This is a genomic window from Calothrix sp. 336/3, assembly GCF_000734895.2.
Taxonomy (GTDB): domain Bacteria; phylum Cyanobacteriota; class Cyanobacteriia; order Cyanobacteriales; family Nostocaceae; genus 336-3.
In genome coordinates this window covers 4,564,889-4,582,348 of sequence record NZ_CP011382.1, presented here as the reverse complement: position 1 = coordinate 4,582,348, position 17,460 = coordinate 4,564,889, and the positions used below count along the sequence as shown (strand labels likewise).

The following is a 17,460-nucleotide window of genomic DNA, read 5'->3' as shown; positions in this document are numbered from 1 at the left end:
ACCTAATCAAGATTTGGGGAATCTATACAAGGTAGATATCCTAAGAAACGGTAAGAAAGCCGTTTTGCAACAAGAATGCAGAATAGGTCATAAACAAATTCCCATCCATTGGTGGACAAACAATATCACTACCTGCTAAAGCTTTTACAGTCTCTTCGCAACTAATAATTGGTCTGCGAGATTGCAAATATAAATCAGGAATTGTTAATTGTTCATCAGACCATCTTTCTAACAGGAAAGGTCGCAAAGTATAGAGAGGATTTTCGGCACTCGATAATTTATTAATTAATAGAGATTGCCATTCAGGGTAGGAAACAATTTGAATTGGATAACCGAAGGATTGCATCCATTCAAATAACTTGTGAAAATGTACAGGTTCCGGATGCTGGAGGTGGAATGCTTTGCCGATAGATGATTTTTGTAGAGACAGATGAACAATTGCCTTACTGACGTAATCAACGGGTGAAGCATCCAGCATATAGTCAACATCAGGGAAACATCCCATCTGTAAACAACCCTTAATTGCCAAGTTGATAAAGTCGTCGGTATTACATACACCTGTAGTGCTATCACCAGCAATTAATGGAGGGCGATGGATGGTGACAGGGATACCGCGATCGCGGGCAATTGTTACAAGCTTTTCTGATACCCATTTTGTTTGGGAATAACCCAGAAAAATACCTTGCCAATGCTCAAATCCATCATCTTCCTTCACCACTTTACCAGCATAGTAAGGTGACTCAAATACTGCCACACTGGAAACATAATGCACTGGTTTAACCCGCATCGCAGCTGCCAAGCGTAATACTTCTTGAGTACCCAGAACATTAGGAGTTTTTAGTGCCGAATAGGGATAGACATAATTCAATGTTGCCGCACTATGATAGATACTATCTAAATTTGCAGCCAACATTTGAAAACCTTCTTGACTAATCCCTAGTAATGGCTGAGATAAATCGCCAATTACCGGAATGATGCGTGGGCTATATTCTTCATCCCAAATGCCATAGGTTTCTAAATTTCGCTGTAGTTTGACTTTCCCTGCTTCCGGATTTTCTGCACGTACTAAGCAGTAAATATCTGCCTCAGTTTGTTGCAGTAATTCCCGCATGATAAATGCACCTAAAAATCCCGTTCCCCCTGTCAAAAAGACATTACTGGGTGCATCTGTAAAAGCAAAATAACTCGATGGAGGAGTAATACTAGGGTCAAGTACAGCTTCTGCTGCTAAATCTAATGTCGCAGGAGTAACCACAGTATTTTTACTACGTTTACTCACAACAGAATCGGCAATTTCTGTGTCTAATTCTTCCGATTCTTCTGCTAATCTTTGGGATAAAGTCGCAATCGTGGGATAGTGCCAGAGTAAAGTTGGTGAAACTTCAAAACCCAACATTTTCTCAGTTTTTGTCACGATTACCATTGCTTGGGTAGAATCCAAACCGTAACCCTCTAAGGGTTGTTCAATATCGATTTCTTCTGCGGATACTTTTAAAGTTGCAGCCAGATTTTTTACTAACCAATCTTGGATTTCTGCTGCTGTATAGGATTGTTTGGGATTCACCATCTTTACACCTGCAATGTAGAGCGAGTAGGATAATATTGAGTGTAGTAATCAGAAAGTTGTAGCCCTTGAATTCTCAGGCTTTGGATGCGGTATAAAAATGCTGTCCCTATCATTAAATGATTAGCAATATCCACAACCCGACGATTATTTGCTTCTGCTAAATAGGAGCCTCGTACCCAATCGTTAAAGCTACCCATGGCAGGACCACACCAAATTTGGTAATCTACTTGTCGGCTGGTTTCACCAGTGTTAGACCAACGAGAAGATAAACCAAGATACCATCGGAAAATCAATGCCATTTTTAGCTTGGGATTGTTTACAGCTTTTCCCAATTTTTCCGGATTTTTTTGTGAAAGATAGGTGGCTGTTTCTTCCCAAATTTCCCCTAAGGTTTTGCGAAAAACTTGCTTTTCTAACTTTTCTTTTTCCGCAATCGGAATTTCGTCAATAGAGTTATAGTTTCTGTATATTTCGTATAGTTTTTGAGCGCGAAGGGGAAACATAGTTCCTCGTTTGAGAACCTGTAGTTTCACTCCCATTTCAAACATATCCGCAGCAGGTGCCATCATCACATCTGCCATTTCCGCTTGAGCAAGCAGTTGTTTTGTGTGATCACAACTTCCCGATTCCACACAAGATTGGTTAATAGAACCAGTAACAATATAAGCAGCACCCATCATGAAAGCAGCAAGGACAGATTCTGGGGTAGCAATTCCTCCAGCAGCACCAATTCTAATCGGTTTAGCATATTGATATTTAGCTTGAATCTCATCCCGCAAAGCAATGATTGAAGGGAGTAAACAAACTAGGGGACGGTTATCAGTATGACCACCAGAATCAGCTTCAACGGTGATATCATCAGCTAGGGGTATTGTGGCAGCTAAATTAGCTTGCAGTTCAGTTATTAACCCTTGGCTAACTAATTCTTGCAACATTTTTGTTGGTGCAGGTTGCATGAATTTAGTTGCAACTTCCCGACGGGAAATTTTAGCAATGATTTTATTTTTAATTTCTATCTCATTGGCAGAGTTAATACTTAATCCTGCGGCTCGATAGTAAACTATATTGAGGGTTAAATCCAAAAATGCCGAAGCTTCGATGGTACGAACGCCATACTTTAAATATAAATCAACGGCACGACGTTCAATTGCTGGCTCATTAGGACTATGAATTAAGTTGAAAGCGTAGGGACCTAGAGGTAATGCTTGTTGAATTTTTTGGATGGCTGCTTCTAGACGTTCTGGGGGTAAACCACCTGCACCAAAAGAACTGAGAATACGTTCTTTACCTAGGGCAATTACCATATCTTCTGAGGCGATTCCCCCAGCCATTGCTCCCGTTAAATAGGCATATTTAACATTATGAAAAGAAAGGAAATTGGTATCACCTAATTGTTGTAATTGTACGGGAGGAAGTGCCATCAACAAATCAATTTGACTGTGGGGATTATGCTCACTAGGAGACAAATATCCTTCATTGGTGACACCGATTTTGCCATTCACTTGGATGACATAGCAAGGTTGAGTGAGGTTGAGTAATTTTTCTTTAATTGTTTCTGGTGCAAAAGAGACACAATCTAAAGACCCTTTCCAGGTTTGATAAAATGTGAAGGATGGGGCAGATAAACTAAGTCCATTATGTTGATTACTTAGTACTGCATCGATAGTTTTCACGTTCGTGTTTCCTTGGAGTGAGAGATGAAGCGAGGAAATAGGTAATGGGGAATCGATACAATTATTGACTGAGTAGTTTTTCTACACAAGCTAATTGCAATTGCATAATTTCACTCATTTGTTGACTAGACTCTTGTCTGGTTTTGAGGAATTTGAGGTGGGTTTTGTGTAGAGTCGTATTATTATGATTGAGATATTCGTAGTGGGTAGTTGGAATATCTGAATGATTGCTAAGTTTTGCAGATGTAGCTGAAATTAATTCTACTTCTTTTTCTGGCTCTAAGTTGTGATCAATGATATCTGATGCCATAATTTCTGTGGGGGAAGTAGTGAATATTGGTGGCAATTTTATTTCCGGTTGAGGTGCAGTAGGAAAATTAGAGATAGGGGGGAGGATTTTCTGTGAGGTATTGTGGAAGAGTTGCTTATTCTCTGGGGTGAGAATTTTTTCCGTGAAACTATTACCACCGAGGGTGACTTTTTTGAGGCTAAATTTTGATTTTGGCTGAGTTTCTGTAACGGGTGGGTAGAGTAGCGATAGGTTGAGATTAACTTGGTGACTCACAAGTTTGGCTACTGCTTTCATAATACCGCTATGATCATCTAAACCACGGCGATTTAGGGGTATGGTGATATGCTCTTTATCAGTGAGGATTTTGTCTATCCATCGAGAACAAATATTACCTGCACCTGTTTCGATAAAGATTCTCGCTCCTGCGTTATAGACTTGGTTAACTAAGCGAGGAAAGTCTAATTGTTGACATAAACCCTGAGCGATATGAGTGGCGATCGCCGTACTTTCTAATTGTACAGGTGCATAATTTGCCGCAGAATAAATCGTCACAGGAGGAAGATTTTTTTGCATAGGTAAGGTATTTACCCTGGCAATTTCTCCGTATTCTGATTGCATCGCTGGGCAATGAATGACATGATCGAAGGGTGCGCGTAGAGCGTTACAACCGATGGTATTAATTACTCGTTCACAAGCGGATGGTTCCCCGGCAATTACCACTTCTTCCGGTGTATTAATCTGGGTAAGATAAACCTTAGTTTCCTGTTTTAAGCATTCTCTCACCTGCTGCGGTGTTGCCATTAAAACATAGTTAGCCCAGAAATTATTATCCTGAGAGTTGGACATTTGCCAAAATTCTCTCACTGATTGTTTTTTCCCTGACAATCTATCAGCAAATAAGGGAGACTCATGCAAGGTAATAATTCCTTGGGTAAAGTTATCCCAAACTCCCATAGCTGACATCATGCTAGTTTCACCCAAACTGTAACCGAAGGCAAATTTCGGTTTAACTTGTAATTCATCACGCATGACTTGGGTGATAAACCTGGTGTAGAGCATATCAACATCGAAGATTGCTAGGGAATCATCGAGGAATAATTGCTCTAGGGTTTCTAATTGTCGGGATGAGAGTTTATTCAGACTTCGGGGAAAAACTAGACGGGAAATATCAGCGACAAAATGCCTTAGGGTTTTGACAGCAATGTCGTCATGAATTTTGGGAAATAACCGATATAAATTTCGAGAAATTCCGGTGTATGAGTTAACTGCTGCGGGATAAATATAGGCAACTTCTCCAGTTTTCCCTAGGGGTTTGGCAGTAAAGAAACTACCAAGGGGTGTTTGCCAATCTTCTCCTGTATCGAGAGCTTGATTAATCCCTTTGTGAGCAGATGTAATTTCCCGGAGAATTTCTTTTTGGTTATGTGCCAGAATTGCCAAGGTATAATTCCCGGAAGATTTTTCCTGGAACTTCTGGAAAGTTGAACTAGCAGCTGTAGCTAAATCAACTCCATTTTGGATGTGGGTTTCTAATTGACTCAGTTGGGAGATAATATCCTGGCGATCGGTGCCATTAATTGGGAATAAATAGAAGGGAGTTTGTTGTAAAAATCGATTATTTACTTCTCTCTCTTCCCCCGCTTCGGACATAATTAGATGAGCATAGTTACCATCTATTCCCATACTATTAACTGCTGCAATTCTCTTCGCAGCATTCTTATCTAAAAACCAGGGGCGAGATTCCGAGGCAACATAAAAACAACTACCCATGAAATCTGCTTTATTCTTGACTCCTGTCCATTGAGGAGTGGCAGGAATATACCTGTAATATAGACACAATGCTGTCTTAATTAAACTAGCCATACCTGATGCAACGTAAGTATGACCGATATTAGATTTAACACTGCCAATAGCGCAGCTTAAACCATTTTCATTCCCTGGATAAGCCCGGATTAAACCTTGAATTTCTGCGGCATCTTTGGGGATAATCCCACTAGCAAAAACTTCTAAATAATTCACTTCAGAAGCTTTTACTCCTGCCATCGTTAAAGCTTGCTGTGATACTTGATGAACAGCCGATATATCTGCTTTGTCTAACTGAGAATTATACTTTTGTACAAAACTCATACCATCAACTACAGCATATATTTTCTCTTGCTGTTTCTTTGCAGCTTCATGCAATTTGACTACAATTGCCCCTGCACCTTCACCAACAGTCCAACCATTAGCTTTTTGGTCATAACTTAAGGTGTTAATTCCTGTATTTATCGGCGCAAATTGCTGGCGTAAAACCACATTTTCCAAACTGCCAGCTAGGTCAATTGCTCCAACTAAAACTGCTTCTGCTTCCCCTGTCGTCAAGAGATGTTGAGCTATTTCTATAGCTTTAAAAGCCGAATTTTCTCCCGCCGTGATTGTGAATGCAGGGGCAGTAAAATCCCAGAGTGCAGAAATTCGACTTGCCATAATATTAGAAATATAGCTAACAAATTCACTGCTATCTACTGGCTGATGTACAGCATCCTGAAGAATCGTTTCTAACTGGGTAGTTTTATCTACTGGTAGACTAATATTCTCAGCTTTTAATCCTTCCTTAACTTGCCAAGATAAATCCCATCTTTGCTGTAATTGATGTACAGAAAATTCCGTTTCTGCGGCAATAATTACAGCTACATTTGTTCCAGATTTAATTCCCGCATCTTTCAAAGCACGCTCTGCAACTTTTAGTAATAGTAGTTGCTGAGGATTTAATTTTTCGACTTCATTGGGAGGAATTTTACTGCTGATAGTATCAATGGTAAAATCTTGAATATAAGCTCCTAGAGGGGCTTTACCATCAACAAAACCATAGTTTTTCAGTAAATTTGTATCCTGCTCAACTCCATGCCATCGCTTTTCTGGAAGAGGAATGAAATGCTGTTTTCCCTCATATATACTGCGTTCAAAAGCATCTAAACCATCACATTCACCAAAAAAGGCATCCATGCCCACAATTGCAATCTTGGCAGTTTCTAGAGGCTCTGAGTGAATAATTACTTCGGGTTCTTTTCTTTGTTCGAGGACAATATGAGCGTTAGTTCCTCCTAATCCAAAAGCACTAATTGCAGCACGTTTGACAGAGGAATTTTTTGCCCAATTGGTAGTACTAGTGACGATTCTTTGGGGAGAAATAACACTATTTTCTGCTCCCATCGGTTCTGTGATATTAATAGTTGCTGGGATAACTCCACGGGACATACTCAACAGAACTTTGATTAAACTTACTGAACCAGCAGCAGTTAATAAATGTCCCACATTTGATTTCACAGAACCTAAGAAAGGGGTAGCTTGGTACTTACCAAAAAAGCTTTCTACTGATTGAAATTCTGTAGTATCACCGAGCAAGGTTCCCGTAGCGTGACATTCTAGATAATCTATATCTTTGGGGTTAATTTGTGCTTCTTGGTACGCACGTTCAAAAGCGAGGGTTTGTCCCTTAGAATTGGGACTGAGGAGGTGTTTACCCTTACCATCATTGGAAAGTCCGTTACCACAGATAGTTGCATAGACGCGATCGCCATCCCGTATCGCATCACTATAGCGCTTCAGCACCACCATCCCCACACCTTCCGCAGTCAACATTCCTCGGGAAAATTTATCTAGGGGACGACTAATATCATTTTCGGGATATCCTTGAATTCCGGAAAATAACATCCGAATAAATAAGGGATCCGCACAACTAATACCACCTGCTAACATCAAATCAGTTTTGTGTGTCCACAGGTAATGAGATGCTAACCGAATCGAATATTGGGGAGAGGAGCAAGCAGCATCAATACACAAATGGGTACTAGATAATGATAGTGCTTGGGCGATAATAGCTGCGGGTAAACCCGATATCATCCCATTATGATTTGCTGCATCCGTGGAGATGGGTAATCCTGGTAATTGAAAATCCTGTTGCAGTAATTCTTGAACTGCGGGAGAAAGTATTTGTTGATAAATTGGAGCAAATACTTGGTTAGAATATTTTGTCGGTAGGGAAAGACTACCAAGAATTACACCACAACGCTCTAAAACAGATTCTTTATCTAAATAGCCACTATGTTGTAATGCTTGTTTGGCAACATAAAGTGACCATTTAAAGGTGTTATCCAAGGTTTCTAAAAACTGGGGAGGTAATTTATACCCCGTGGGGTCAAATTTAAAGTTACGGATAAATGCACCTTTTAAGGAATAGATTTTATCTACTTTTCCTTTAGTCGCATCATAAAATATTCCGGGTTCTACACCAGTTTCTTCAATAGAAATATCAGATGTTGAATCTTTTTGTTGAATGAGATTATGCCAAAATTCTTCAGGGTTTTTTGCATCGGGGAAAAGGCAACCAAATCCGATAATCGCTATTTTTTCCACAGTTTCCTCAGTTGAATAGATGGGATGTCAAATTTATGCTGCTTTTCTCGGAGTAAGTTATGGGTGTTGTTTGCGGTTGTTCCGTGGGGATTTTGATGAATCTAACCGCAAATTCATACTAGTACTACAGTGGTAAATGTTGCGCTGATTGTGAATGGTTTATTTATGCTGCACTGTACTAGCAATATGATAAACAAGTTACAGATTGTGGAGTAGGGGTTTAACACTGCTAAACCCTTACAGGTTGACTGGGTATTGAAATGATTTTAGAAATTGCTATCAGATATTGGTGCTATCTGAGAAATCACTATTTCTTAGCTTTCATCATTTTGGTGGGAATAATTATGCCTTTAGTTCCAATGAATTGGGAGTAAATTTTGCCCTTTTCATCGTGGACATAGAAGTCAGCAGCAGCAGTTGCCGGAGTTTTTTGTGTGACTTCACAGGATACATAAAAGGGTGTGTTGATGGGGGTTCTGGCAAATTGTTCATATTTACTAGATTGCCCTGGTAAACAAATTTCTTGATGGAAATGATTTAACCAAATCCATAAACCATGGGTGCTTAAATCTGTTGTAAAACCATTTACCCAAAATGTGGGATATTGCCCTTGAATTTTCTTGTCGATTCCTTCCCAGATGCATTCAGTGGTAATCTTTTCTGGTGTGATATTAATCACGCGACGAATCTGTTGAAATGCGGCACCGTGAAAAAGTGCATCGTCACTAGTTTGATAAAGTTCTTTACCCGTTTTAGTAATAATATTATCGGGGGTAAGATTTAGACGTGGATAAATCGGTGCTGGGGGAATATCTTTCAGGAGTTTAATTTGGGTACTGAAGTGATATACTGTCTTACCTTCAGGTGTTTGACTCCAGATTTTACAGGATAAATCTAATTCGTAATTATCAACATTTATGGCTACTTCTTGAATATCTAAAATATATTCTGGAGCCAGAGTCTCATTAAAGGTTATACCTTTGAGAATACGAAAATCTGTAGAACTGAATGCTTTATATCCAGGATAGAGTTTTTCACAGACATCGGACATCCAGGAAACTGCGCAGGTAGCAGGTAAAACGGGATTACCGGCAATCACATGGTCGAATAAGAAGGGATTATTTTCTAGGGTTAATTTTCGACGAATGCGGTAATTTTTTAATTCAGTTTCTGGGGGAAGGGGTGGAAGTTTTAAGGGACTACCGATAACTACTTGGGTGGTATCATGGTAAGTAGGATGAACCTCATTAACTAACATTTGAGTTCCTGATTCTACAGGAATAATGTCAATTCCGCGACGAGCAAATTCTTTTTTTAACTGTGGTGTCACCATCCCGCTATCCCAACCACCCCAGTTAATTGCCACAACATGACAGTGGGGATGCTGCTGCTTAAAGAGATGGGCTGATTTGTTAAGAATTTCGTTGGCGATCGCGTAATCTGCTTGTCCTATATTACCGTAAAATCCTGTTACTGAAGAAAAAAGAATTAAATGCTCTAATTGATGGGGAGGAATACAATTAAGTAGATTTTCTAAACCCTGAACTTTCGCTGTATAAACTTTCTCAAAATCTTCTTCTGTCTTCTTTTCAATTAATTTATCAGCGAGGTTTCCTGCTCCATGAATTATACCAGTAATTCGCCCTAGTTTTGCTGTAGCCTGGGTCAGTTTTTGTTGCAATTCTTGGAGATTTGTCACATCCGCGTTTAAATATTCTGCCTGTCCTCCAGCTTGATGAATTGCAGTCAAGGTTGCTTGAATTTCTCGGCTGGAAGATATTTGATTATAAATCGCTTTGACACTCATGGGTGTGGGTTTTTCTCCGGTGGCTTGGAGATATTCCATGATTCTTTTTTTTAAGGCAGCTTCATCGTCACAGTTGCGAGCAAATTCTGGCTCATCGGTGCTAAATTTGGAGCGTCCTAAAAGAATAAACTTACAAGGATATTGCTGGGCTAATTTAATTGTACATTTTGCTGTGATGCCTTTAGCGCCACCACTAACAACCAATACAGATGCGGGAGTAATTGCTGTTTTTGTAGTCATATTTTTTCAGAAATCTAGAGCAGAGATAGGTATTGATGGCAAGGAGCAGAATTGGAATTAATTAGGAGAGCAAGGAATACTTAGATAAAATCGGTAAGAAGATGGTTGATGTATTGTTGCGTCTGTAAACAGGGGTATTTTGGGGAGATGGTTTAATAATCAGGGCAAATATCACAAAGATGAGCATCATAATTGCCAGAATCATGGGCAGAGGAATTTGCTCTTGGTTCCCACGTCTATAGGAACTATAGTTATTAGAGTCTTGGAAATTATTCCCACTATACGAATTAGAACTATTGGGCGCACCTAGCCGCATATCACCAAAGTCTTTACTATGGGGTGATAGTTGTACTTTGGCATAGAATGTTTTATAACTTGGTGCTTCTATTTTGATTTCTCCTATGGTATTTTTAGTGTTACTAGGAATAATAAATTTATAAATTCCTTCCAAGTCTGTATAGGTAATGAAAGTATTGTCTGCATAGTTAAGTATGACCTTAGCTCTACTAATTGGTGCTTGCTTCTCATGGTCTATAACGCGCCCAATGTAGGTAATATTTGAACTTTTTGCCATATATTTATTGGTGTGGGAGGAGATAGGCGAGCTATGGTATTTTTTGGTTATTAAGAAAAGGATTTACAGCAGATTGGGAGAGAAAAATATAGAAAAAATAGGCTGTAATATATTGATTTATTCGGTTTGAGAACAAGAATTAGTTGAGGCGACGAAGTAACAATCTCATTAGTATGAGAATTAGTGAAGAGACTATATGCTAATTTCCTAAAAAGCAAGATATTATCACTATTGAATTTAAACTTGAATTGGGTCAATTAAATTAGAGCGTGTTTGAGAAATGTGATGTTGCGGAAGACTCTATAAAACCAATTCACTCATTTTAATTCTGACTGCAACTGTAGGAAAAAATCTCCATCTTCTACAAATATCTAAATGTATAAATGCCTAATCAAGCTTTTCTCAGATGAGATATAAAATGACCCCTCCCCAGCCCTCCCCTAGGTAAGAGGAGGGAGTATTCTCCCCATTTATCAGGGAAATTATACTTGCATCTAGGGGGTAGAATACCTGACAAGAGAGAGGTTTCTCAGGAGACTTTTTAACAGTCGGGAACACTAATTAAAGTGACTCTACCTTGGGAACCATAGGCTACTTCTGTGAGGTAGCGATTAGGGTCATGGATTTCGGCGAAAATGTGTTTAGCTGCGTCTTCTAGTGCGATGTCAGGACTGATATCAATTGCCCGACAAGATACTTTCATCCACTCCCAAATTAGGGTTTTAGTTAAGCCGAATAGTCCAGCACCAATTGCTCCATATTTAGTCATTTTCCCTAATCCGAAACAACCATCTAAATGAGCAACAGTACAGAAATTACTATGTCCAACACTAGCTGCTGCATTGAGGTCTTTTTTCAGGTGTTTTGCCAGGAAAAATACTTGTTTAACGATCGCCTTCTCTTGGGGGTAGTAGGTGACTTCACCCTTGGTATCTACAGGGAATACGGGGTGGAGGTGGATAAATGTCCCGACTTTACCGTATTGAGTAGCGATCGCCTCTAATTTTCCTTGCAGGTGCGTCTCACTCATATCTTCCAGGGTGACACGGGAAACACCGACGGGTAGGGGTGACTTGCTGGGAACTAGGGATGGGGGGAAGTTGAGAACAACTACTTTCCATCCCCGTTTTTGCATAAGTTCCGCAAGCTTGGTAGTCGTGAAACTGCCGTCATCGGTGATGAGAGCGATGTAACCCTCTGGGAGGGAAAATTCCCAAAAATCCGGGGGAGGGAGAAACTGAAGCTCTGCTGGTCGTCTCTGGATGTCTGTTTGGGGTAGGGTAGCAGGGGTTACAAACTCAGACTCAGGCTTTTTTTTTTCCTCCCCAGCGAGTCGCTGGAGATAGTCTACTATTTGTCTGATGGTTCGCAGTTCCCCAAGCTCTTCTATATTGCTGGGTTTGGGTAAGTCAGGGTATTTTTCCTGTAACGCACCCATAATTTCTACCCGTTTGATGGAATCGATACCTAAATCTGCTTCCATATCCATGTCGAGTTCTAACATCTCGATGGGATATCCAGTTTTGTCACTGGTGATAGCAAGTAAAGTATCTGCTAAATGACTTAAGTCTACATTAGGGGTGGAGCTTGGCGCTTCCGCATTTGTGACTATTGGTGTAGGTTCGGGAACGATGGGGGGAATTGCTGGAATTAGGGTGTCGGGAATGGTAATAGCAACAGGTGGGAAGGGTTCGGGAATGACTTCGGGAATGGTGTCAGCAATGACTGGAGCGCTTGTTGGTGCAAAACTGGCTAACTTTTGCAGATACTCAACAATTTGCGCGATCGTCCGTAATTCTCCAAGTTCCTCAACATTGCTAGGTTTGGGTAAGTCAGGGTATTTTTCCTGCAATGCACCCATAATTTCTACCCGTTTGATGGAGTCGATACCTAAATCCGCTTCCATATCCATGTCGAGTTCTAACATCTCGATGGGATAGCCAGTCTTTTCACTGGTAATTGCTAGTAGGGTATCACTGAGATGGGATAAATCAACCGTATTTTGAGAAGTTTGGGGAACTGCTAGAGGTGCAACTACTGGTTGAATTACTGGTTCAACTTTTGCAATTACTGGTTCAACTACTGGTTGAGGAGCTGGTTCAACCTTTGCAACTACTGGTTCAACTACTGGTTGAGGAACTGGTTCAACCTTTGCAATTACTGGTTCAACTACTGGTTGAGGAACTGGTTCAACCTTTGCAACTACTGGTTCAACTACTGGTTGAGGAACTGGTTCAACTACTGGTTGAGGGATAGGTGGAGCAACTTGTTCAACTACTGGTTTAACAACAGATTCAACAATTGGCTCGGATACTGCTTCAGATATTGGTGCTTGCTTATTATCTACAGATTGCTGATTCAGGAAAAGTTCCTTCAAGGAAGGAGGAGATTTTTCACTGACTGGAGCAGTTGCAGAAGTGGAAATTGTCGGTTGAGCAATTCCCTTCTCAGCAATGATTTGCGCGTACTCTTGCTGAAGTAATTGGAAGAAATTCTTGGTATGTTCTACCTGATCTTGGAGATACTGTTCATGCACCCGCAAGGTATCACCCTGTTGAGCATGGAACTGCATCATACTCCGGTCTAAACTTTCCAAAATCACAGACTTCAACTGTGCCACATCTGGAGAAGTTTTACTATTAGCTAGCAGGGAATTTTGTTGCTGCATCAATTGGTAGAAAGTCTTGGCGTATTCTACCTGATGATTCAGATAAGTGCTATGAACTTGTAAATTTTCCCTTTGATTTTGTTGAAACTGGGTCAACACATACTCTAAACTTTCCAAAACCTGTTGGTAGTTAACGAGTTTATCCGGTTTTTCAGAATTAGAAGACATTTTCCCTTGACTCTTTGCAGGAACAGCAGCAGAACTGACACTCGCTACACTTGGTAGAACCTGATTCTCCCTTGGTGCAATCTTCGCGGTTACATCCTCCGTAACCTTCTGGACAAGCAACTTTCCTTGATCACCCTTACCATGTCCGTTGCTTTGCACAACTGCGGGTGATGGTGTGACAATGTTATTCATAACCAGGGATTCCCTTGGAGGTAAATTTACCTGATGTCCATCCTGCAAAGATTCTTGGAAAGACATCTTGGTTTTATCAGAGACATAATTCATGCCATTGATAGGTACATTCAAACCCTTACCCTTCTCAGTTTGCGGTGTGACATTGGGTAACTCGTAGGGGTCAAGGTTTTGCAGAGATACACCAGCAACCCGTAACTGTACTGCTGCTTCCCGCAAAGAACGATCGCTATTTTTCTGAGCAACAGGATTGAGAGCAATGGCAATGTGGGGGCGATCGCCGAGAATTTCCTTCACCAAGTTCGTCAAGATATTCCGGGGACCAAATTCCACAAAGCAGTAACCACCAGCACCATAGATATTTTCAATCTGCTGTTTAAACAGTACAGAATTTGCCAGGTGGGTTTCCAGGGTTTTCTGAATTATTGCCGATTCATTACCGTACTCTTTCCCCGTAACATTGGTATACACGGGGGTGTGAGGTTTCTGGAAATGTACACTCTTGATGGCGATCGCAAAGGATTTCTGAGCAAAGGCAATCAGGGGAGTGTGGAATGCTGCTGCCACAGGGAGTAAAACCGCCGTGCAGCCCTGTTCATGCAAGACTTGGCGCAATTTGTTAATTTCTTCCCTGGGTCCTGCTAAGACGAATTGACGGGGGGAATTATAATTGGCGATCGTTACCCTGGGGAATCCTCGCAACACCCCTTCCACTCGACTCAATTCTTCCTTGACTGCCAACATTGCCCCTGTATCATAATTGGGGTCTTCTGGTGCAGCCATTGCCTGTCCCCGTGCCTTCACCAAATAGCAGTAATCACTATCTGTCAGCGCTCCTGATGCCCACAGAGCGGTCAATTCACCAAAACTATGTCCACTGACAAAATCTGCCTTTAATCCCGCTTCCTGGAAGATTTTATACATCCCCGCACTCAACATTCCGATGGCAGGTTGGGCATATTCTGTGCGTTGCAAAGCTGCTACTTGGGCGTTGCGTTCTGACTCTTCAAACACTGGATGGGGGAAGACAACCTCTGACAAGGGTTTTAAATTATCCTTGAGTAGCAGACTATCCATGTGACCATAAAAACGCCGCATCTCAGGGAAGTTCATCACCAATTCCCGTCCCATATCTAGATACTGGGAACCCTGTCCAGAGAATAATGCCACCATTTTACCATCCAAGGCTAACCCGGAGGCACGATAGTAAATTCCTTGGGGATGTTCCCAACTAGGGGCAGAAATACGATTTTTCAGCACATCCAGGGCAACCGTCAAGAGTTTCACCGCCTCAGGGAGAGATTCGGCAACAAAACCTAAGCGAGCATGGTTTTGGGGAATTTTCTCAACTTGACGCAATTCTTGGTACTGCTTTTCCCCCAATGGAGATTGCAACTTTGCCAACATCTGCTCACAAATTCCCAGCAAATCTGCGGGAGTGGCAGCAGATAATATTACCTCTGCCGGGGTGATGTGCATCCGGTATGCTTGTTTTTGTTCGGGTTGATATTCTTCTAACACGACGTGATAGTTAGTACCGCCAAAACCAAAGGAACTTACACCAGCTCTTCTGGGTGCTTCTCCCTCTGCTCTAATCCAGGGACGAGGTTCAGTATTCAAATAGAAAGCGGAATTCTTGATATTCAGTTTCGGGTTCGGTTGGGTGATATTAATTGTCGGTGGTAATACCTTATGGTGGAGCGCCAAAGCTGTTTTAATTAAACTAGCGGCTCCGGCTGCGGCTTTGGTATGACCAATTTGGGATTTTACCGTACCTAGGGCAACATACTGTTTCTTCTGGGTATGCTCACCAAAGAACTCTCGCAGGGAACCAAATTCTGTCGGATCTCCTGCCATGGTTCCCGTACCGTGAGCTTCTACCATGGTGACAGTATCAGGGGTAAAACCCGCATCTTCGTAAGCACGTTGTAAGGCTTTGATTTGCCCTTCCTGACGGGGTGCATAGATACTCTTGTAGCGTCCATCACTGGAAGTACCCATCCCCTTAATCACAGCATAAACCTTATCTCCATCCCGTTCCGCATCTGCGAGACGCTTGAGAACGTACATCCCAATTCCTTCCCCTAACATCATGCCATCGGATGCAGCATCAAAGGGGCGGGGTTTGTCCCCAGGGGTAACTGCTGGAGTTTTACTGAAACTAATATAGGCAGTGATGGAGTTATCTGTATCCACACCCCCGGTGAGCATCATATCGCTGCGATGCTCTACTAGCTCACTAATTGCCATTTTCAAGGCTGCAAAGGAACTAGCACAGGCAGCATCTACGGTACAGTTGGTACCACCTAAATCTAAACGGTTGGCAATGCGTCCAGAAATGACATTAGCTAACATCCCTGGAAAGGCATTTTCATCCCATTTCACATAGGCAGATTTGATTTTTTTGATGATTTTAGCGATATCTTCTTCGGGTATTCCACTGCTTCTAAGAGCTTTTTCCCAAACTGGATATTGCAAACGGGATGAGAGGGGAATTCCTAATTTTAATGCTGCGGAACCGAGAATTACGCCGACGGTTTCTCGATTAAACTGCCGCGACATCCCATAACCTGCGTCTTCCATTGCTTCTTTGGCAACAATTAAACCCAGGAGTTGGGAGGTGTCGGTAACTTCTAAGATATTGGGGGGAATACCGAATTCCATGGGGTTAAAATCCACATGGGGGATAAATCCACCCCGTTTACAATAGGTTTTTTCCTCAGGTGTCCGAGGATTAGGATCATAATATTCTTCTATATTCCAGTGCGTTGCCGGCACATCGGTAATACAATCTAATTTTTTAACGATATTTTGCCAGTATTCACGCAGATTCCTTGCTTGGGGGAATAAAGATGCCATGCCAATAATGGCAATGGGATTATGTTGTAATTGTCTGTTAATCTTTTCGATTGACATAGGCTTATCCGACATCTTTTTTCTGACCTCAATAAATCGAAATACAGCTTGTTCGCAATTGTTGATCTGTTCTTCCAATTGCGTGAAAGCATCATCCATGGAACGAGCAGACATAGAGAATATGAAGTAGTTGCTGGTTTTCGGGTTAACAGTAGCTAGAATTAGATATTTGATCAGGGAAAATCAATCCGAAATTAATATCTTTTTCTGGACTTCTGTGTTATGTTCAATATGGTTCAGTAACTGCTACGATTACTGATTCATCTATTGTGGATGCACAAAATTTATCACTACAAGCTGATTGTCAGCATTAGCGACTATTTCGGAATACAAGAGCAAAGTTATTTAGTCTTATTTAATCTTTACTCAAGATAGGATTTGATGCTGGTATTTACATCACAAAGGAAAAGGTAAATGCTACCCTGTACGGACGCTATTTTGTTAATTATTAAAAATTCTCTTAGCGTCAAAATAATATTTCAAAGTCACAGCAATTGATGAGTAATGACGATGGATTGACTAGCTCCAAAGATTTTCCATGGCAACTGCTATCACCCAATACATGATTCTTGATACTGGGGCAATAGGTCTGTGACATTATTGTAACTGGTGAAGTAATCTTGTAGGGCGATCGCTGCTTGACCAGTAAATTCTATCCATTCGTAATCTAAGGAATTTTGGGAGACGCTATCCCACTGTAATAATGGCAATTTGGGAATGAGAATTAAAACAGAAACGCTTTCTTCCTCTGAGGCAGTCTCTTCATACAGCTTGACCGCCGCAATGTAGCTGGTATTAATAACAACGTTCTGTATCTTGATAAATGCCATAACAGTTTCGACTTCCAAGATAATATATTTTAGGAAATTTGTCAAAATATATTTGACAATTTCGTTACAGAAAGTAGCCCCCAAATACAGTGCAAAATCGGAAAAATTACAGCTTTAATAGCCTCTCTCGCTTAACTT

The 17,460-nt window shown here is 41.1% G+C and carries 7 protein-coding genes; all 7 read right to left on the bottom strand.

The annotated features are described in order from the left end of the window. Positions 1–40: 40 nt before the first annotated feature. The 7 genes from IJ00_RS19015 to IJ00_RS18985 all read right to left on the bottom strand — a co-directional run bounded on the left by IJ00_RS19015 (position 41) and on the right by IJ00_RS18985 (position 17,322). A complete protein-coding gene (locus IJ00_RS19015; RefSeq protein WP_035155564.1) occupies positions 41–1,567 on the bottom strand; it encodes a thioester reductase domain-containing protein in 1,527 nt (508 codons plus the stop codon). A 2-nt stretch (positions 1,568–1,569) separates the two neighbouring features. After that, positions 1,570–3,240 carry a PfaD family polyunsaturated fatty acid/polyketide biosynthesis protein gene (locus IJ00_RS19010; RefSeq protein ID WP_035155561.1) on the bottom strand — a complete coding sequence of 557 codons (1,671 nt, stop codon included), beginning with the start codon at positions 3,238–3,240 and terminating at the stop codon, positions 1,570–1,572. A gap of 61 nt (positions 3,241–3,301) precedes the next feature. Continuing rightward, positions 3,302–7,927, bottom strand: coding sequence for a PfaB family protein (locus IJ00_RS19005; RefSeq protein WP_035155557.1), 4,626 nt, complete (start codon positions 7,925–7,927; stop codon positions 3,302–3,304). A 307-nt stretch (positions 7,928–8,234) separates the two neighbouring features. Continuing rightward, complete coding sequence (locus tag IJ00_RS19000; RefSeq protein ID WP_035155555.1) at positions 8,235–9,974, bottom strand: SDR family NAD(P)-dependent oxidoreductase; 1,740 nt, start codon at positions 9,972–9,974, stop codon at positions 8,235–8,237. Positions 9,975–10,035: 61 nt separating this feature from the next. Continuing rightward, complete coding sequence (locus IJ00_RS18995; RefSeq protein WP_046814865.1) at positions 10,036–10,548, bottom strand: hypothetical protein; 513 nt, start codon at positions 10,546–10,548, stop codon at positions 10,036–10,038. Positions 10,549–11,089: 541 nt separating this feature from the next. Next, entirely contained in the window at positions 11,090–16,606 is a 5,517-nt protein-coding gene (locus IJ00_RS18990; protein ID WP_035155552.1) for a type I polyketide synthase, read from the bottom strand. A 437-nt stretch (positions 16,607–17,043) separates the two neighbouring features. Beyond that, on the bottom strand, positions 17,044–17,322 hold the full coding sequence (locus IJ00_RS18985; protein ID WP_035155550.1) for a hypothetical protein: 279 nt from the start codon (positions 17,320–17,322) through the stop codon (positions 17,044–17,046). Positions 17,323–17,460 lie beyond the last annotated feature (138 nt).

Bases quoted from the DNA above. Each gene is read 5' to 3' on its own strand.
- IJ00_RS18995 (WP_046814865.1), bottom strand. From the start codon at position 10,548: ATGGCAAAAAGTTCAAATATTACCTACATTGGGCGCGTTATAGACCAT.
- IJ00_RS19015 (WP_035155564.1), bottom strand. From the start codon at position 1,567: ATGGTGAATCCCAAACAATCCTATACAGCAGCAGAAATCCAAGATTGG.
- IJ00_RS19000 (WP_035155555.1), bottom strand. From the start codon at position 9,974: ATGACTACAAAAACAGCAATTACTCCCGCATCTGTATTGGTTGTTAGT.
- IJ00_RS18985 (WP_035155550.1), bottom strand. From the start codon at position 17,322: ATGGCATTTATCAAGATACAGAACGTTGTTATTAATACCAGCTACATT.
- IJ00_RS18990 (WP_035155552.1), bottom strand. From the start codon at position 16,606: ATGTCTGCTCGTTCCATGGATGATGCTTTCACGCAATTGGAAGAACAG.